This is a genomic window from Mitsuaria sp. CC2 (assembly GCF_048957715.1).
Classification (GTDB): domain Bacteria; phylum Pseudomonadota; class Gammaproteobacteria; order Burkholderiales; family Burkholderiaceae_C; genus Roseateles.
Map to the genome: position 1 here is coordinate 343,165 of NZ_JARVXN010000027.1, position 18,582 is coordinate 361,746.

Annotated in this window: 15 protein-coding genes, 1 other RNA gene and 2 pseudogenes; 9 read left to right on the forward strand and 9 right to left on the reverse strand. The window is 67.2% G+C overall.

The annotated features are described in order from the left end of the window. Window positions 1-37: 37 nt before the first annotated feature. On the reverse strand, window positions 38-2,947 hold the full coding sequence (pulA, locus tag PV762_RS19295) for a pullulanase-type alpha-1,6-glucosidase (RefSeq protein WP_421036615.1): 2,910 nt from the start codon (window positions 2,945-2,947) through the stop codon (window positions 38-40). Window positions 2,948-3,117: 170 nt separating this feature from the next. Between pulA and PV762_RS19300 the strand changes: the two genes are divergently transcribed. The 3 genes from PV762_RS19300 to PV762_RS19310 all read left to right on the forward strand — a co-directional run bounded on the left by PV762_RS19300 (window position 3,118) and on the right by PV762_RS19310 (window position 7,804). Next, window positions 3,118-4,899, forward strand: a complete 1,782-nt coding sequence (locus PV762_RS19300; RefSeq protein WP_421036616.1) for an alpha-amylase family glycosyl hydrolase — start codon at window positions 3,118-3,120, stop codon at window positions 4,897-4,899. Window positions 4,900-4,980: 81 nt separating this feature from the next. Then, window positions 4,981-6,846, forward strand: a complete 1,866-nt coding sequence (locus PV762_RS19305) for a glycoside hydrolase family 13 protein (protein ID WP_421036617.1) — start codon at window positions 4,981-4,983, stop codon at window positions 6,844-6,846. Window positions 6,847-6,928: 82 nt separating this feature from the next. Continuing rightward, window positions 6,929-7,804 (forward strand): amidohydrolase family protein, encoded by an 876-nt coding sequence (locus PV762_RS19310; protein WP_421036653.1) that lies wholly within the window; start codon window positions 6,929-6,931, stop codon window positions 7,802-7,804. A gap of 15 nt (window positions 7,805-7,819) precedes the next feature. On the opposite strand, the gene PV762_RS19315 is transcribed toward PV762_RS19310, so the two are convergent. Next, window positions 7,820-9,733 (reverse strand): amidohydrolase, encoded by a 1,914-nt coding sequence (locus tag PV762_RS19315; RefSeq protein WP_421036654.1) that lies wholly within the window; start codon window positions 9,731-9,733, stop codon window positions 7,820-7,822. Between the two features lie 357 nt (window positions 9,734-10,090). Here PV762_RS19315 and PV762_RS19320 point away from each other — a divergent pair, with 357 nt between their 5' ends. Both PV762_RS19320 and PV762_RS19325 read left to right on the forward strand, forming a co-directional pair. Beyond that, on the forward strand, window positions 10,091-10,468 hold the full coding sequence (locus PV762_RS19320; protein ID WP_421036618.1) for a SirB2 family protein: 378 nt from the start codon (window positions 10,091-10,093) through the stop codon (window positions 10,466-10,468). Between the two features lie 145 nt (window positions 10,469-10,613). Then, window positions 10,614-11,399, forward strand: a complete 786-nt coding sequence (locus PV762_RS19325; protein WP_421036619.1) for a methyltransferase domain-containing protein — start codon at window positions 10,614-10,616, stop codon at window positions 11,397-11,399. 92 nt (window positions 11,400-11,491) lie between these two features. Here PV762_RS19325 and PV762_RS19330 read toward each other — a convergent pair whose 3' ends face one another. After that, complete coding sequence (locus PV762_RS19330; protein ID WP_421036620.1) at window positions 11,492-11,926, reverse strand: hypothetical protein; 435 nt, start codon at window positions 11,924-11,926, stop codon at window positions 11,492-11,494. 293 nt (window positions 11,927-12,219) lie between these two features. On the opposite strand from PV762_RS19330, the gene ffs reads away from it, so the two are divergent. Then, window positions 12,220-12,317: signal recognition particle sRNA small type (gene ffs, locus PV762_RS19335), an RNA gene on the forward strand. 102 nt (window positions 12,318-12,419) lie between these two features. After that, entirely contained in the window at window positions 12,420-12,638 is a 219-nt protein-coding gene (locus PV762_RS19340; RefSeq protein ID WP_421036621.1) for a DUF6538 domain-containing protein, read from the forward strand. Here the strand turns inward: PV762_RS19340 and PV762_RS19345 are convergent. Next, window positions 12,635-13,787: pseudogene (locus PV762_RS19345) on the reverse strand (IS3 family transposase). The gene PV762_RS19340 and the pseudogene PV762_RS19345 sit on opposite strands and share 4 nt — an antisense overlap. Before the next feature lie 111 nt (window positions 13,788-13,898). Between PV762_RS19345 and PV762_RS19350 the strand changes: the two are divergent. Together PV762_RS19350 and PV762_RS19355 are read left to right on the forward strand one after the other, a co-directional pair. Further along, the gene (locus PV762_RS19350; RefSeq protein ID WP_421036622.1) at window positions 13,899-14,288 is read left to right on the forward strand and encodes a DUF7674 family protein; all 390 of its coding nucleotides are present in this window, start codon (window positions 13,899-13,901) and stop codon (window positions 14,286-14,288) included. 66 nt (window positions 14,289-14,354) lie between these two features. Then, complete coding sequence (locus PV762_RS19355; protein ID WP_421036623.1) at window positions 14,355-14,993, forward strand: hypothetical protein; 639 nt, start codon at window positions 14,355-14,357, stop codon at window positions 14,991-14,993. Between the two features lie 287 nt (window positions 14,994-15,280). Here PV762_RS19355 and PV762_RS19360 read toward each other — a convergent pair. From PV762_RS19360 to PV762_RS19380, 5 genes and pseudogenes are all read right to left on the reverse strand, one after another. Next, window positions 15,281-15,555: pseudogene (locus PV762_RS19360) on the reverse strand (transposase); the annotation flags it as partial. A gap of 117 nt (window positions 15,556-15,672) precedes the next feature. After that, window positions 15,673-15,915, reverse strand: a complete 243-nt coding sequence (locus PV762_RS19365; RefSeq protein ID WP_421036624.1) for a hypothetical protein — start codon at window positions 15,913-15,915, stop codon at window positions 15,673-15,675. A gap of 48 nt (window positions 15,916-15,963) precedes the next feature. Next, on the reverse strand, window positions 15,964-16,359 hold the full coding sequence (locus PV762_RS19370) for a CzcE family metal-binding protein (protein ID WP_421036625.1): 396 nt from the start codon (window positions 16,357-16,359) through the stop codon (window positions 15,964-15,966). Window positions 16,360-16,572: 213 nt separating this feature from the next. Next, on the reverse strand, window positions 16,573-17,892 hold the full coding sequence (locus PV762_RS19375; protein WP_421036626.1) for a retropepsin-like aspartic protease family protein: 1,320 nt from the start codon (window positions 17,890-17,892) through the stop codon (window positions 16,573-16,575). 101 nt (window positions 17,893-17,993) lie between these two features. Then, window positions 17,994-18,572, reverse strand: coding sequence for a DUF308 domain-containing protein (locus PV762_RS19380; protein WP_421036627.1), 579 nt, complete (start codon window positions 18,570-18,572; stop codon window positions 17,994-17,996). Window positions 18,573-18,582 lie beyond the last annotated feature (10 nt).

Genomic DNA, 18,582 nt, shown 5'->3' on the forward strand with positions numbered 1-18,582 from the left:
TTGAAAGCCGCCCGGCGAAGGATCAGGGCCGCGACGCTCAGCGACGTTCGACGACGAACACCGCCACGCTGCGCGCCGGCACCCCGAAGGCGCCACGGGCACCGTCGACGCGCGACTCGGTCCGCACACGCGTGTCCGCCGCGCGGGAGGCGCGCTGTACCGGATGCAGGCGCCAGGCGAAGCCGGCTTCATCGGGGAGCGTCAGCGCGGCCGCTTCGGCGCTCGCGTTGACGACGTAAAGCACGCGCTCGAAGACGGCGTCCGCGCGCCCGGCGCCGTCGAGCCGGCCGACGATCACGCCCGGCAACTGCCCCGGACCGGTGTTGTGGAAGACCAGCCGGCGCCGGATCTCTTCCGGGTCGGCGAGACGGAACAGCGGCGTGCTCGCGCGCAGCCGCAACTGGTCGAGGAACACACGCCGCGTCCAGTCGATCTGCGCGGGACCGGGCTTGATCGCGGGATCGGCGAGCAGCGGTCGCAGCAGCGCATAGTCCTGCGCGCTGTCGCGGGCCGGCGGCAGACCGGCGCCGAAGCCGTTGTCGCGACCGCTCCAGTCCAGCCGGTTGAACCAGTCCCCGGAGTCGTAGCTGTTGCGATCCATCGATTTGGAGCGCAGCAGTTCGCCGCCGGCGTGGAAGTAGGCGATGCCCTGGCTCAACGCAGTGAGACCGAGCGCCACCGCCTGCGTGCGGGCGCGATCGTCGGCGCCGGTCGTGCGCGGCAGTTTGAGCACGAGGGCATCGAACAGCGTCTGGTTGTCGTGGTTCTCGACGTAGTTGACGACCTCCGCCGGCACCGAGGCATAACCCGCCGGCTGGTCGCCGTAGGGCAGATGCTCGCCGGTGACGCGGCGCCCGTCGGCGGTCTCCAGCTCGAAGCGCTGCAGCGTGCCCGCCATCGCGAGCTTGAGCAGGTCGCCCTGGCGCAGCAGTTCCTCGCGGCGCGAGGTGTTTCCGGCATCGGCAGCCGTCGCCGGCACGATGAAACCAGGCCGATTCGCGGACGTCGCCGCATCGTCGCCCGCCGCGCCGCCGCGCACGGCGTCGCGACCGCGATCACTGAAGGTGCCGATCCCGGTGCCGTTCAGCGACAGCTGCGAGGCCTGCACGAAGCGCGCGCCGTTGGCGACCTCGCCGAAGTTCCAGCCTTCGCCGATGAGTTGCACCTCGCGGCCGAGCTCGCGCTTCAGACGGGCCTGCAGCCGTTCCATCACCGCGCGAGGCTGATGGCCCATCAGGTCGAAGCGGAAGGACGCCATCTTGTATTCGCGCGCCCACAGCACCACCGAGTCGACGAGCAGCTTGCCCATCATGCGGTGCTCGGTGGCGGTGTTGTCGCAGCAGGTCGAGCGCTCGACGCGGCCGAGCGCGTCCAGGCGCTGGTAGTAGCCGGGCACGATGCGGTCCAGCACCGAATGCGGATGCTGCCCCGACGCCGTCGTGTGGTTGTAGACCACGTCCATGCCCACCCGCAGCCCGGCCGCGTGCAGGCCCATCACCATCGCGCGCAGCTCGCGCACGCGGACCGCGCCGTCGTTGGCGTCGCTCGCGAAGCTGCCTTCGGGCGCGCTGTAGTGGAAGGGGTCGTAGCCCCAGTTGAAGCAGTCCTTGTCGGCGTCCGCCATGACGGCGGCCTGCTGCGCGTCGCTGTCGGACGCGGCCTTGCGGCCGTCCGGCACATGCGGCACCACGCAGCCGCGCTCGGGCACCGTGGCCAGGTCGAAGACCGGCAGCAGGTGAACATCCGTCAGGCCTGCCTCGCCGAGCGCGCGCAGATGACGCATGCCGGCTGAGCCGGTCTGCGTGAAGGCCAGGTACTTGCCGCGCTGCGCCGCGGGCACGCTGCGGTCGTCGCGAGAGAAGTCGCGCACGTGCAGCTCGTAGACGACCATGTCGGTCGGCGTCTTCACGCGATCGGGGATGCGGCTGGCCGACCAGCCGCGGGGCTGCAGGCGCGGCTCGGACAGGTCGGCGACGTAGCTGCGCGCCGAGTCCGCCGACAGGCTCACCGAATACGGATCGGTCACGAGGTTGCGCACGCGGCCGACACCCGGCACGAAGAGCTCGACGAGGTAGCGGTAGTACGTGGCGCTGCGCACGCCGGGCGCATCGACGGACCAGATCCCTGTGCGCTCATCACGCGTCATCGGCAGGCGGGCGCTGGCGGCGGCATCCGGCCCCGGGTAGGCGCAGAGCTCGACGCGATCGGCCGTCGGCGCCCACAGTTTGTAGGCTGAGCCCTTGGCCGTCACCGAGACGCCCAGCGAGGGCTCTTCTTCGGCCGAGGCGTAGATCGCATCGAGCGCGCGAGCCGTCTGCGCCACGCTCCAGCGCAGCACACGTCCTTGCGCGTCCTCGACGGCGATCAGGGACTGCCCGCGCTGCAGCGTCGCGGGGGCGATCCCCTCCGCCAATGCCAACTCCGCGCCAGCGCCCAGATACGCGCTTTGCGACGCGATCTCCGCGTTCAACGGCTCGCGCGCGGCATCGACCGTCCGCAACATGAGGCTGCGATCGCTTCCGCTCACACGCCCGTCGATCAAGGTCAATGCGCCCGACGCCGAGTGATGCCAGCGCACCACCTCGTTGGCGCCGAGCACCAGACCCGGCCAGCGCAGACGGCGCGCATCGAGCCACACGGGCTGCGGCGAGGTCGTCGCTGCCGATGCGGCCGACGTTGCCGTCGACGGCGTCGTTGGCGTCGATGGCGTCGATGGCGCCAGCGTCGGAGATTGCGGCGAGAGCACCGTGACCGCGTCGGCGGCGCAGGCGGCGAGCGACGCCTCGCTCCCCGGGGTCGACGCCATCGCCACCGGCATCCCGGCCAGGCCGCTCAACATCGACGCCGCCAGAAGCGGCCAGGCACGGGACAAGGTCGAGCGGACGCCCATCGGATCTCCATCGAGGTGTTGTTCTGGCGCCAGCACCGCGCCTCCAGGCGCTGTCATGGCGATGTGTTTGAGATGGTAGCAAAACTACAAAACAGAAGGATCAGGACTTCCCTTCATAGTTCATACCTTCTATGCTGCGGCGCAAATGCAGCCGGAAGATTTCTTTCAGCGCCACTAAAATCTGTACTTTTGCTACAGATCAGACAACAAAATCAGGAGATCGAGAGATGACGCGTCGCCCCAACGCCCTCACCGCGGCCAAGCTGCCGACAGTCGTCGCGATGTGCGCCGCGATGGCGGCCGGACTGTCGATGACAGCGGTGCGCGCGGCGCCGCCCGCTGTCGCGGCGCCAGTCGATCTCTCGCCGGTCAAGGAAGTGCACGGACGCAGCGCGCTGCCGGACGGCTGGCAGCACGGTGCGTTCATCGAGATCTTCGTGCGCGGTTTCCAGGACAGCGACGGCGACGGCATCGGCGACCTGCGCGGTGTGACACGCCGCCTCGACTATCTGAAGGACCTCGGCATCAAGGGCATCTGGCTGATGCCGATCACCGCGAGCGCCGACCGCGACCACGGCTACGCGACGACCGATTACCGCGCGATCGAGCCGCAGTACGGCACGCTGGCCGACTTCGACGAGCTGATCCGCGAGGCCCACAAACGCGGCATCGGCGTGGTCATGGACTACGTGATCAACCACAGCGCGCGCGAGCATCCGCTGTTCAACGCGGCGGCGGCGGATCCGGCGAGTCCGTGGCGCGACTGGTTCGTGTGGACCTCGCAGCCCTTGTCGGCGCTGAAGGACTGGGACATCTGGGGCAAGACGCCCTGGTACCTGCCGGGCGAGGAAGTGCCGGATCTTCCCGAGGGCGCCAGCGCGCCGCCCAAACCGGAATCGACCGCCCAGTCGCCGGCCGGATCGCCACGGTATTTCGCGGTGTTCGGGCCGCACATGCCCGACTTCAACATGCGCAACCCGGCGGTGGTGAAGTACCACGAGGACAGCCTGCGCTTCTGGCTCAACCGCGGCCTGGACGGCTACCGGCTCGACGCGGTGCCCCACCTGTTCGAGAACAGCGCGACAGACTGGAACGACCAGCCGGAGAGCCGCGCGCTGACCGGCGAGTTCACACGGCAGATCAAGCGGTATCCGCATCGTTTCGTCGTCTGCGAGGCGACGGCCGAGCCCAAGGTCTATACCCGCGACGAGATCTGCGGCAGCGCGTTCGCTTTCGGGCTGGAGCGCGCGGTGATCGCCGCGGCCAGGGGCGGCGACGGCTCGGCGGAGGCGGTGGACAAGGTGGCGCGCTTCTTCACCGAAGCGCCGCTGTCCATGGCGACGATGCTGAGCAACCACGACATCTTTGCGGGCAAGCGGGCCTGGGACCAGTTCGAGGGCGACGAGGCCCGCTACAAGCTGGCCGCCGCGACCTACCTGCTGTTGCCGGGCACGCCGTTCATCTACTACGGCGAGGAGATCGGCCAGGCCGGCGTCGCGGGGCTGCCGGGCGACGCGCCGCTGCGCGCGCCGATGAGCTGGGCTGCCGAGGCCGTCGGGGCAGCCGGGGCAGCCGGGGCAGCCGGGTTCTCGACCGGCTCGCCGTTCCGGCCGGCCTCGCCCAACATCGCCACGCACAACGCGCAGGCGCAGGCCGCCGACCCCGGTTCGCTGCTGAACTTCTACAAGACCATGCTGGCGCTGCGCAACAGCCAGCCGGCGATCGCGCGCGGCCGCTACGAGGGGCCGCTCGCCCAGGGGCAGGTGCTGAGCTTCCAGCGCGCCTACAAGGATCAGCGCGTGCTGGTCGTGATCAACTACGGACGTGATCCCGTCGAGGTGGCCTTGCCACGTCTGCCCGCGAAGGCGCGCCTGCTGGCGCTGCATTCCTCGCCCGCGGGGACGCCAGCTCCGGCCGCAGCGCCGCCCAGGACCGTGACCGCCGACTCGCAGGGGCGCCTCACCCTGACCGCCGCGCCGCTGTCGGTGCAGGTCTTCCGCGTCCGATGAAGGATGCGCAGGATGTCGCCCTCGCCCACCTCACTCGCTTCACTCGCCTCCCGTGTCTTCCTCGCTTCGAGCCTTCTCGTCATGACCCACGCTCCCGCCGCCGCCGCGACGGCCGCCCCTGCCCCCGTCGCCGACACCGCCCCGATGACCCTGGACCGCGTCGAGCCGCCGGACTGGTGGGTCGGCATGAAGTCGCCCGACCTGCAGCTGATGCTGCACGGCGGCGGCATCGGCGCCCTACAGGTCGAGCTCGTTCCGGTCCCCGGCGTCTCGCTGGTCGGCACCCGGCGCGGCGACAGCCCCAACTACCTGTTCGTCGATCTGAGGATCGAGGCGTCGGCGAAGCCTTGCACGCTCACGCTGCGTCTCAAGCGCGGCGACAAGGTCGTCATCGAACATCCCTACGCCCTGCGCGCGCGCGCGCCGGGCTCCGCGCAGCGCGCGAGCTTCGGCCCGAAGGACGCGATCTACCTGGTGGTGCCGGACCGCTTCGCCAACGGCGATCCCTCCAACGACGTCGTGCCGGGCCTCGCCGAAGGCCTGCATCGGCAGGATCCAGGGGGCCGCCACGGCGGCGACCTCGCCGGCCTGACCGCCCACCTCGACTACATCGCCGCCATGGGCTTCACGATGCTGTGGCCCACGCCGCTGTCGGTCAACGACAGCCCGAAGTGGAGCTATCACGGCTACGGCGCGACGGACTTCTACCGCGTCGATCCGCGTTTCGGCAGCAACGCCGACTACGTGCGGCTGGGCGCGGAGGCGAAGCGCCATGGCATCGGCCTGATCCAGGACATCGTGCTGAACCACATCGGCGTGCACCACTGGTGGATGGGCGACCTGCCGACGGCGGACTGGGTCAACGCCTGGCCCCAGTACACCGAGACGCATCACGCGCGCATGTCGCTGCAGGATCCGTACGCGGCGCCCAGCGACCGCCAGCGCTTCAGCGACGGCTGGTTCAGCCCGGGCATGCCCGACCTCAACCAGCGCCAGCCGCTGGTCGCGACCTACCTGACGCAGATGAGCCTGTGGTGGATAGAGACCGCCGACCTGGCCGGCGTGCGGACCGACACTTACAGCTATTCCGACAAGGACTTCCTGGCCGCCTGGTCCAAGCGCCTGACGGACGAGTATCCGAAGCTCAACATCGTCGGCGAGGAGTGGAGCCCGCATCCGGCGGTGGTCTCGTACTGGCAGGCCGGCAAGCGCAACCACGACGGCTACGTGTCGTCGCTGCCCAGCCTGATGGACTTCCCGCTGCAGGAGGCGCTGCTGGCCGGCCTGAACCAGCAGGATGCGCACGACGGCGGCTTCATGAAGCTCTACGAGGCACTGGCGCACGACTTCGTCTATCCGGACCCGGCCAAGCTGGTGCTGTTCGAAGGCAACCACGACACGCCGCGCGTCTACAGCGTGCTGCATGACGACCTCGAGCTGACCAAGATGGCCTGGGCCTACCTGGCCTTCGTGCGGCGCATCCCGCAGTTCTTCTACGGCTCGGAGATCCTGATGACCAGCCCGCGCCATCGCGACGACGGCGCGGTGCGGGGGGACTTCCCGGGCGGCTGGGCCGGCGATGCGGTGAACGCCTTCACCGGCGCGGGGCTGGGCGAACGCCAGGCCGGCGCGCAGGCGTGGCTGAAGCGGCTGCTGAACTGGCGCAAGGCCGAAACGCTGGTGCACGACGGCGCGCTGATGCAATACGCACCGCTGGAGGAGAGCTACGTGCTGTTCCGCTACGACGCGGCAAAGGGCCGGGAGGGCAAGCGCCTGATGCTGGTGATGAGCAAGGCGAAGGCGCCGCGCGAGCTGGACCTGACGCGCTTCCCGGAAATGCTGCGCGACGGCGATAGGGCGGTTGACGTCATGACGGGCGATCGCAAGGTGCTGGGGAAGACGCTCACGGTGCCGGCCCGCTCGGTGACCTTGCTGTCGATCGAGTGAGTGTCTGAGTGGGGGTCTGAGTGAGAATCGACTCCGGTCCCGTCGACTGGAGCCGCTCATGCGTCCTGCCTTCCGCCTGCTGATGCCGCTGTGCGCCGCGTTGGCGCTGTGCCAGTCCGAGGGCGTGGCCCACGTCGCCGACTACGGCGGGCCGATCTTCGACGCCCACCTCCACTACAACGAGGAAGCCTGGAACGGCCGCGAAGGACCGCATCCCCCGTCGGACGTGCTCGCGCGCATGAAGCGCAGCGGCGTGAAGGCGATCCTCTCCAACTCGCGCCCGAACGACGGCACGCGCACGCTCGCGCAGTTGCCGCAGACGCGCGCGGCCGGCGTGACCGTCGTGCCGTTCATCCGCCTCTACCGCAACCGGGCCGACTACGACAGCTGGTTCCGCGACGACAGCATCTACCGGATGGTCCAGGACGAACTCGCGCGCGGGACGGCGTCAGGGCCGTACCGCGGGCTCGGCGAGTTCCACCTCTACGACAGCGCGAACGCGCGCGGGCCGGTCGCGCAGAAGCTGATGGCGCTGGCGGAGCAGCAGTCGCTCGTCGTGCTGGCGCACGTCGACGACGAGGCGATCGACCTGCTGATGGCGGGCACACCGAGCAAGGGCCGCGAAGCGCGCCTGATCTGGGCACACACCGGGATCAACGGCGCGTCGATCGAGCGCGTGGAGGCGCTGCTCGCGAAGTACCCGAGGCTGATGGGCGAGCTGTCCTACCGCCCCGGCCTCACCTGCGACGACGGCAAGCTCTGCCCCGAGTGGCGAGCGCTGATCGGGAAGTACCCGGATCGTTTCCTCGTGGGCTCCGACACTTGGGTCAACCAGCGCTGGCAGTACTACGAGGCCACGATGACGGGCTACCGCGTCTGGCTTGGCGATCTGCCGGCGGACATTGCCCGCCAGATCGCGTGGGGCAATGCGGCCAAGCTGTTCGGACTCGCCGACTGAAGGTCGGCGACGGCCTCACACGTAGCAGCTGCATCCCAGGGCGCCCCAGAACGCCTGCGCCGCCGTCGTGTCGCGCGCCGCGCTCGCGACCGCCGTGTGATCGTGACCGTGCACGCCGCAGCCGCTCGCGCAGGCGCACTGCGCGGCGTACTGGTAGCGGCGTTCGGCGTCGCTCATCGACGTCGCCACCGACGACTTGCGCGCCTGATAGCCGCCGTAGCGGCGCACCGGCGACCAGTCCGGCATCGCCGGCGGCAGGGCCGGCGCGAGCGACGCGTACGCGCCGCTGCCGTGCACCGGCTTGCCGGCCACCACGGTCAGCACGGACGTGATGTCCTGGATCTGGTCTTCGGGCACGGTCAGGAAGTCGCGGTCCAGCACCGCCAGGTCGCCGAAGGCGCCCGGCTTCAGCACGCCCTTCTTCCCGGTCTCGCGCGAGAACCAGGCGCCGTCGGCCGTCATCAACCGCAGCGCGGCGATGCGGTCCAGTCGACGCTCCTCCGGATACAGCACTGTGCCGCCGATCGTGCGTCCCGACACCAGCCAGTACAGCGCCTGCCACGGGTTGTAGCTGTTCACCCGTGTCGCGTCGGTGCCCAGCGAGACGGGGAGGCCCATCTCCAGCATGCGCTTGACCGGCGGCGTCTCGGCCGTCGCCTTCAGCCCGTAGCGGCGGATGAAGTACTCGCCCTGCATCGACATCCGGTTCTGCACCGCGATGCCGCCGCCCAGCCGCTTGATGCGCTCGAGGTTCTGCGGCGTGACCGTCTCGCAGTGGTCGAAGAACCAGCCGAGCTTGTCGATGGGATGGTCGCGGTGGACCTTCTCGAACACGTCCAGGCTGCGCGAGACGGTCTCGTTGTAGGTGGCGTGCATGCGCCACGGCCAACCGTTGCCAGCGAGGAATCGCACCACGCCTTCGAGGTCGTTCTCCATCGCCGCCGGCATCTCGGGACGGGGCTGGAGGAAGTCCTCGAAATCCGCAGCGCTGAAGGCCAGCATCTCGCCAGCGCCGTTGAGCTTGTAGAAGTCGCTGCCGTCGCCGGGCTTGCCCATCTTCGCCCAGCGCTGGAAGTCGGCCAGTTCCTGCTTCGCCTTCTGCGGGAACAGGTTGTAGGCGATGCGCACCGTGAGGCGGTTCTCCTTGGCGAGCTTGTCGATGATCCCGTAGTCGTCGGGGTAGTTCTGGAAGCCGCCGCCCGCGTCGCCGACCGAGGTCACGCCGAGCCGGTTCTCTTCGCGCATGAAGTGCAGCGTCGAGTTGAGCTGCTGCTCGGGGTCGAGCTTGGGGCCGAGGTTCAGCGTGTTGTAGAGGATGAAGGCATTGGGCTCGGCCAGCAGCAGGCCGGTGGGTTCGCCGCGGGCGTCGCGTTCGATGATCGCGCCGGCGGGCTGCGGGGTGTCCTTGGTGTAGCCGACGGCGCGCAGGGCGGCGCGGTTCAGGAAGGCCTGGTTGTAGAGGTTGAGCACGAACACCGGCGTGTCCGGCGCGGCGGCGTTCAGCTCGGCGAGGGTGGGCATGCGCTTCTCGTCGAACTGGAACTCGTTCCAGCCGCCGACCACCCGCACCCACTGCGGCGCGGGGGTGCGCGCGGCCTGGTCCTTGAGCATCTGCAAGGCAGCGCCCAGCGAGCGCACGCCGTCCCAGCGCAGCTCCATGTTGAAGTTGAGCCCGCCGCGGATGATGTGCATGTGGGAGTCGGTCAGCCCCGGGATCACGCGGCGCTTCTCGACGTCGACGACGCGGGTCCTGGCGCCGGCGAGCTTGGCGATCTCCGCGTCCGAGCCGACGGCCATCACGACGCCGTCGCGCAGCGCGATCGCGGTGGCCTCGGGCCTGGCGGGATCCATGGTCGTGATGCGGCCGTTGCGCAGGATGAGGTCGGGCGCGCCGCCCTGCCCCGACTGCGCCAGCACCGGCCCTGCCATCACGCTGATGCCTAGCGCGGCGGCAGCTTCCATGAAATCGCGGCGATTACCCTGCGGCGCGTCCTCGCGGCCGGTGCGGATCAGGTCGGTGACCATGGGGAGCTCCTGTGGGATGGCACGGGCGGATTCTTCGCCCGAACGACGGGGATGGCTTCTCCCGAAAGGGGGACACGGTCTGGCGCGTCAGATCGGCCTGATCGCGGCGGTACTCCTTACGCCCAGCGAGCACCTCCTCGGGATCCCGGATCACCCGGACGCTGATCTATCGCTCTCCGGCGCAACTGCTCCTCTACGTGGCCACTCGCCCCACGTTCCCCTGGTTGACATCCCCCCGCCCGGTGACGAAGCTCCCCGGTCATGGACTGGTTCTACGTGCCGATGGTCAAGATGCATGCGCTGCTGGCGTGGTGCAGCATCGGGCTGTTCCTGGTCCGCGGGCTCGCGCATCAATTCGGCGCCGCGTGGGTGACGGATGAGCGGCTGCGCACGCTGGTGTTCAGCAGCCACGTGCTGATCGTCGTATCTGGCATCAGCCTGTGGGGCGCCCTGCACCACGACCCGCGCTACGAGCCCTGGATGACGGCGAAGTTCATCGCGCTCGGGATCTACTTCGCGACCGGGCATTGGGCCTTCGGGCGCGGGGAGTTCCGCGTCCTCGGCTACGTGCTGGCGCTGGTCGCGCTCGCGTACGTGATGGCGGTGTCGGTGACGCGTCAGGTCTTGCTAGGACTCTGACGAGTTTGAGCGAAATGATCGAGCCGGTCGAGCCGGTCGAGCCGGTCGAGGCGATGAGCGGATGAGCTGATGAGGCGGATGAGGCCGATCACGCCGATGACGCGGTCTTGACGCCTTCTGGCCGCATGGCGCGTAGGATCATCCGATGCCCTCGAACACCCCCATCCACGACGCTGCCCAGCGCGGCTACACCAGCGCCTCCGACAACTACCAGCGCGGCCGCCCCGAGTACCCCGACGCCCTCGCCGGCTGGCTGGGCGAGGCGCTCGGCGTGCGAGCGGGCGCGCGGGTCGTCGACCTCGGCGCGGGCACCGGCAAGTTCACGAAGCTGCTGGCGCGCACCGGCGCGACGGTGACGGCGGTCGAACCGGTCGACGCGATGCGCGCGCGGCTGTCGCAGAGCCTCCCCGACGTGCGGGCGCTCGCAGGCACGGCGGAAGCGATCCCGCTGGCGGACGGCGATGCCGACGTGCTCGTCTGCGCGCAGGCCTTCCACTGGTTCGCGAATGCGCAGGCACTGCGCGAGATGCACCGCGTGCTCAGCCCGGGCGGGCGGCTCGGCCTGATCTGGAACGTGCGTGACGAGTCGCGCGACTGGGTCGCCGAGATCACCGAGATCGTCACCCCCTATGAGGGTGACGCGCCGCGTTTCTACAAGGGCACGTGGAAGCAGCCTTTCGAGGGGCAGGCGCTCTTCGGGCCGCTGCAGCGGACGGTGCTGCCCCACAGCCATGTGGGGTCGTTCGAGCAGGTCGTGCTGGACCGCATCCTGTCGGTGAGCTTCATCGCGGCGCTGCCGGAGGCGGAACAGGCGCGGGTTGCGGACCGGCTGCGCGCGCTGAGGGATCGTTACGCGGAACTGCGCGAACCGACGATCGCGTTCCCCTACGCCACCGAGGCCTGGCTCGCGGAGCGGCTCGTCACGGCGTGACGCCCACCGCGGTGGCCGTGAGGCGGTTCCTGCTGCGCACGATCAGGGTTGGGGACGCTTGCAATCGGGCGATGTGAGGGAGCAGGCGGAACTCAGACCAGCTTCCAGCCGGCCGACCAGAGCTGGTCGACGGCGGCGGCGTGGAGCTCGCGGCGCAGCGCGGCGGGGCGTTCGCCGGGGCGGGCGACGTGGGGCGCGCTGAGCCACTGCGGGCCGACCTCGCGCGAGAAACGGGCGCGGCCATGGCGGTCGGCGCGCAGCAGGGCCAGACGCCAGGCGGCGTTCAGGCGGTGGGCCTGGCCGTCGTCGGCGAGGGCGCCGATCCAGTCGTCGGCTTGCAGGCGATGGGCGGCCTTGAGCAGTTCGAGGTCGGACGGGAAGCGGGAGAACTCGGCGACCGGTTCGCCCCAGGGGTCGCGCAAGGTGCGCGGGGCCTGGGCGGGCAAGGCGTTAGCCGTGGAGGTCCTGATGCGAGCGGCGCGGCGGCGGGACAGCAGAGCGTCGAACTGAGCGAGACGAGCGGACATGAAAAAACTCCGAGAGCCCACAGAGATCACCGGCGTTTGCCGGTCCGGGGGCAGTCGGAGCCGCAACGCTTTAGCCGCATTTGTTGATCGCCCGCAAGTAGTTGGTAAATCGGCGATGGCACTGGAGGGCTGGCGCCCGCGAGGTCCGGAACGGATTTAACCACAGGCGCGGGACTTGAGTCGACGGCGCGGCGGCGTTGTTCGCACGCGGGTCGCACGGGGAGGCGCGGACGGAGGAGCGATCGAGGGCGACTCGGTCGGAGCCCCTCGAAAGCTCGGATAGAATGCTCGTTGACGGGCCTCCTCGCATGGAAGCGCGGCCAACCGGGTCAGATGGGGAACCAAGCAGCCCTAACCGTTGTGACCAGTGCCGAGGGTAAGGCTCGTCAACCTTCTTTCTCTTTTTCCTTGCGCCTCAACAACTTGGCGGCTGACAAGGACTTGGAACGGCTGGTGTGTCAGTTCAGTGTGTCACCTGAGACAAAATCTGAACATGACGGACAGCACCATGCCCAAGCGTGAAACTGGGGTTTATTCGATCAAGGCATCGAAGAACTATCAGTGGCGGATCAAGACCCCAGACGACCTCAAGGCTCAGTACCCCAGTGAGTGGGCGCACCGCTGCTCCCTGGGGACGCCTGACCTTCTCAAGGCCGACGCCCAGGCGTCGGTGCTCCGTGCCGAGTGGCTTGAATCGCCCCGGATTTCCTAGACAGTCCTGAGCCGTTGGGAATGGCGGCGCTCGCACTCGGCGGGCGATGTGCCGCCGGCAGTACCGTGGCGCCGCTTGGCGGTATAGAAAATCTCGATGTAGCTGAAGACGTCGGACCTGGCTGCATCTCGTGTCGGGTAGATCTGTCGACGAATGCGTTCCCGCTTGAGCAATTGGAAGAAACTCTCTGCCACGGCGTTGTCGTGGCAGTTGCCGCGACGACTCATGCTGGAGACGAGGTTGTGCTCGCGCAGCAAGTCCTGCCATTCATGGCTCGTGAATTGACAGCCCTGGTCCGAGTGCAGCATCACCGAGGACTGGGGTCGCCGCCGCCACAGCGCCATCAGCAACGCGTCGAGGACCACAAAGTCGTGTCGATGCGGCTGCCCATGGACCATCCGACGACCTGTCGCGAGAACAGGTCCACGACCACCGCCGGGTACAGCCAGCTCTCGTGCGTGCGGATGTAGGTGATGTCGGTGACCCAAGCTCGATTGGGCTCGTCGACAGTGAACTGTCGCTGCAGGTGATTTGGCGCCACCACGGTAGGCTTGCCACCACGCAGGCCGGGCCAACGTCCGTAGCCCGTCTGAGAGCGCAGTCCTCCGCGCTTGAGCAGCCGCGCCACGCGATGCTTGCCGCAGCACTCGCCGAGGTCGCGCATGTCCAGGGTGAGCTTGCGGTAACCGTAGGTCCCGCCGCTCTCAAGCCAGGCATGCTTGAGCAGCCCCAGCAGCCTGCGGTCATCTGCTCGCGCGGACTCTGCGGCTCGGCTCTCCACGCGTAGAAGCCGCTCGGGTGGACCTGCATCACGCTGCACATGCGGCGCACGCTGTACTCATGCTCGTGCTCCTTGATGAACGCGTACCTCACCCGGACTGCTTGGCAAAGTAAGCTGCGGCCTTTTTTAGGATGTCACGCTCCTCGGTCACGCTTGAGATGAGCCTTCAGTCGTCGAAGCTCTTCAGCCTGCGAATTGGCCATGTGCCGCTCAGGTGCTGGCACGCCATAAGCCTTGATCCACTTGTACAGACTGTGCTGACCGACGCCGATTCGCGCCGACACCTCAGCGACCCTGTGGCCGCGCTCGGTGATCTGCTTGACCGCCTCGATCTTGAATTCTTCCGCGTAGGGTTGGTTCGTTTTCATGGCACCTCCTATTGGGCCTCAGTTCTGAGGCTCGGAGATGTCTAGCAAACCTGGGGCGATTCATGCCGTACCAGTGGCAGACTGCACAACAACGCACTGAGCAAGAGAGCTATGGACGCTGATGCGGAAGCACGAGGCCTGGTGGAGCGCACTCGCACCAGATTCCCCGAAGAGGCATTGACAACGGATCAATGGCTGCAAGAGCGCGGATGGGCTCCTGATGAAGTGACATTCGTTTGGATCGAGGCCTTCGCAGACAGAACTTCCGAAGCCGTCAGGCGGCATGATGAAGCGGTTATCAAGGCTCATACGGAGTTCATGGCCACGGAGCATCGCCAAGGTTCTGAGTCAGTGCGATCGCTAGTCGATGTCGCCTATGCAGAGAACCTAATGTGGGACCTCGACGTTTCCGACCGGGTTTGGGCATGGCCCCATATCGCGCATACGGTGCGAGCGCTGTACGAGGCCATGTGGGGCGTTCCCAAGAATGCCCATGGGTAACCAACACTTGAGAGCCGCGGCTGAATGACGCACCTTCGCCTCCCCGGTGGGACAGACGCTGCCGAGATGGCGCTGTTTGATGTCAACGCGCTGCCGGCAGCGAGGCCAGATGATTCGACAGTCGCAGCGCTAGAGGCATCCAACCGATTGGTTCGCTTTCCCACTGGCGGGGATGGAGGCTACCTGCTGCACCTGTATGTGGACGAACCGATCCCGGCAGAGCTACAGCGCTACTGCCTTGCCGATGACAAACTCACGGGTGCATTCCGCACCGAACAAGGCAATGTGGCCTTTGGAGGCATCGAATCCACATTTGTCGGCTTCAAGCCGAACCGCCACATCAGAGCGGATGGAGCGATCCCACAGGGCGAATACCGCTACACAGCGTTCCACACTGAGTTCCCTGACGAGTTGGTCAGCCAAACCCTTCGGGTTGAGGCAACCTCAAGCGAACTCTGGCTTTCACGCGCTCCGGTAGTCGTGTCCCTTGCAACGTTTGCTCTTGCCGTGGCGCTCGCCGTGACGCAGCGGTTCGGTATGGCGGGTCTCGCTCTCCTGGTGGGCTACTTCGCAGTCAAGCTTCTTCGCCAAACCCGTGCGTACCAGGCGCTCATCTCCAAGCGTGACGCCGCGCAGCTTGACCTGCCCAGCATCGTGGTGGAGTTGCGCTCAGCAGCCGCCTCGCACTTGCCTCCGTCCATCTGATCGACCATCGCTTATTTCGCTCGGGGTCAACCTGACTTCTCGGAACGCTTACGCCACGCGGCCAAGGACGCCACCTACGAATCGCAAGCGGCGCAGCGCCGAAGAGCATCCCGGCGACGGGCGGCCAGAGGTCCGACCACGCTCGATCCGAGAGGCGTTCTGTGGGGCGCGGTGACGACGATGTTGTCCTGGAAGTGGTCGCCATGGCAGATCGCTGCGACACTGCGCCGCGTGTACCCAGATGACCCTGACCGCCAGGTCTCGCACGAGACCATCGCAAGGTCCGTCGCGCCCTCCAGCCGGGCGAACTCACGGTAGAGCGGCACGTCGTGCAACGCTTCTTCCATCGCCGGGTCCGAGAGGCCGAACCACTGCTGCAGGTAATGGATCCGCAACATCGTCTCCACCGGGAACGGCGGGCGGCCGGTCTTGGCCTTCGAGTCGTACGGGTCTACGACCTGCACCAGCACGCCCCACGGCACCACGTGCTCCATCTCCTCAAGTAATCGCGCTTGCGCGTCTTCTTCGTGGAGAGATTGAATCCAAATCCGAGCTGCTTCATGTGCAGCATGCTCCCCGAACCGTCACGCCCTTGCAAGGCGGATCAGCGCGGAGTTTTGCAGAGTGTCCTTAAAGCTTTCAATGGAGCTCCGGGCGGCTGTCGTTCACAACGCGTCTTTCAGCGCTGACCGTTCGCTGCCTTGACGATCAGATGTGCGACAGCCTGTGGCTGCGACAGCATCGGGACGTGGCCGGAATTCACGTCCGCGTGGAAGCCGTGCACCAGTACGACGTTGTGGACGGCGACCGGTGACGATTTGGCGGAGTCGGAGATGGGCTCGGCGACGGGCGTAGCGTCCGCATTGGCGGATTGGGCGTGCGCAGCGCCGAGCGACACGGTAGCGACGAATGTCGCGGTCATCAACTGACCGACCAAAGTCTCCGATTCATGGCGTGCTCCCTCTTTCGATCAGGATTGCGTGCTCGGGTCGACGTCGACTTCGACCGCCACGCCATGCGTCTGGAAACCTTCGGGCGCAATGCGGCTCAGCGACACGTTGCGGCCACCCAGACCGTTGAAGGTCCAGATGAAAGACCGATCGCCAGCAACGAAGCGGACGGTCTCGCCGTACTGGACGCTCACGTCACGCTTCGTGGCGGTCAAGTCGATAACGCGCATGGGCGCGGCACCGGTGTCAGCGCTTCCATAGACGCACATGCCATTGGCGAAGGTGTCGAGGCAAGAGACGTGTGCCGTGGCGGCATGCGAGAAAGCCGGTGCGGCGATGGCAAGCAGGCCGGCGATGCGCAGCATCGTCATCGGGGTCAGGCGACGGGTACGGGGCGACTGTTGGCGGGTGGTCATTTCGGTTTCCTTTGAAACGTTGGGTGGAATGAATCGTTCAGGTTCTGCAGCGCGTTTCGTCGACTGCTGGGAATGAACTTTAGAAACCGACCACCCACTTGAAACGCACATTGGCATTACATGTTTGCAATCTTCAAGACCCGCGGGATCGACAGGCTTGAATGCAAACGGAAACGGGGCCGAAGCCCCGCTCTGAAACACACCGCCGACAGGCTATCTGTCGATCCTGAACCGCATCGCCCGGAAGTCGATCGTGAATCCCGATGCGTCGCGCCACAGGTTTTGCCCCAGGTTGCCGAACATGGGTTGGGGCCCCTCCCCTGGTCCACGCTGCGTCTTCACGTCCACCTCCTTGAGCACGACTTCCTCAGAGCCGACGAACGCCCTCCATTCGGGCTGGATGGCTGTCTCGCGAGTTTTCGCTCCGCCCAGGCCGGCATAGCTGCTCGTCTTGCGTGGCCAGTCCGACGCGCGATCCTTCACCGTCATCCAGTACGTGTAGGACAGGTCCGTGACATTGGCTCCCGTATCGAGGCTGAATGGCATCTGCACACCCTCCACACCCAGCAGGGCGACCGGCGTCAGTTCATTCATGTAGAGACGCGCGCCCTCGCCGGTCGCCAGCGATGGCGAACCGATCGAGATGGCCTCGTCTCCAATGAAGCTCACCCGGCCCAACGCCTGGAACACGGGATAGCCCAGTGCTGCGGAGATCTGGTGTTCCGCATGGGGAAGCTGAATGTGCAGATGTTCATCGTCGACCACGAGCACCACCACGTTGCGGAGCGTGGCGCTCCCAAGGCGGATCTCCTTCACGACAGCCACCTTGCTGCTGACCGCGATCTCGGTACTGCTGGCGACCTCGCCGATGTCACCCTTGACGTCCAGCCCCAGGCGCCTGGCGAAGCTCGCACTGACGATCGAGTAGTTGGCGCCGGAGTCCAGCATCCAGGCAGCGTCGACGCCATTGGCCACGACATCCACGTCGAAGGTTCCCAAGGGGTTGCGGCGAATCGGCACGCGCGACTCGCCGGACAGGCTCACGGTCTGCGGCGGCGAGCCGGAGAGCGCGCTCGCCAAGGCCAGGTCGGTCCGAACGCCATCCAGCATCCCGGGTTTCATCTGGTCGGCGTAGCGCGATACGGCCAGGCGCAGGGTGCTCGCCTGCTTGGAATAGGACGAGCTCTTCCGATAGTCGTCGGCGAGCACCAGCAGCGCCTGGACCGTTCTCGGCGAATGCTCCCGCTCGAGTGCCGGCAGCGCGCGCAGGAGCGCTTGCCGGGACGCATCGATGTCGTTGGCGCGGTTGGCGGCGATGCCACGCAGGTAATCTCCCCCGACGGTGTGCGGCAGACCAGGGAGCATGGCGCCGACCTCGTCCATGCGCCATGCGTCGAGCGCGGCTTCCATCGTCGCCAGCCGGTCGCCCTGACTCGCCGCGACGGCGGGTCCGCTCAGGGATGTCAGCATCGCGATCGCAACGCCCGCGATCGAGGCACCAACGCCTGAATTCATGCGAAAGAAAAAGTTCATGGTTTCCGGATCGTCGAATTCAATACGTCGGGAGCGAATGGAACGCCCAGCAACCACCTCATGAGGATGACACTCGAAGCGTGGATGGCTTGTTTCATTTTTCAAGCCGCGGCCTGCTTGCTCCGCATCTGGCGCACCGTCAGCCACACGCCGGAGATCGCAAAGTACAGCGCGCCGACGCCTGCATAACCGGCGACGTTGGCGATCGACGGCACGGTCGGCATCTGCGACTGGGCGATGAAGAAGCCGCCGGCCAGCGCGGACTGCGCGCCGCTCAGCACCATCACCCACTGCGCTCCGTGCGACTTCCAGCGACGCAGTGCGGTCCCGAGCTGCAGCAGACCTGAGGCGATGGCCCAGAGCCCGAAGACGCCGAGGACGGCGTTCATGCCCGCCGTCAGCGCCAGGCACACGGCGACGGTCGTGAGACCGCTCGCCCACACGTTGATGCGCTGCGTGCGATTGGCCTGAAGGCCGCCGCTCGCGTTGGCGTCTACCCAGTTCGCGACGGCGTCCCAGGCGGGATAGAGGACCAGCAGCACGGCGGCAACGGTGATCGACCGGGTGCCGATCACGAGCGCAGCGGCGACCCAGACAATGGAGAACAGCGCCCGCGCCAGGTAGTAGCGCTTGAGCCATTGGTCCAGACGGACGATGGCGGTGTCGGTTTGCTTGTTCATGATGAAGTGA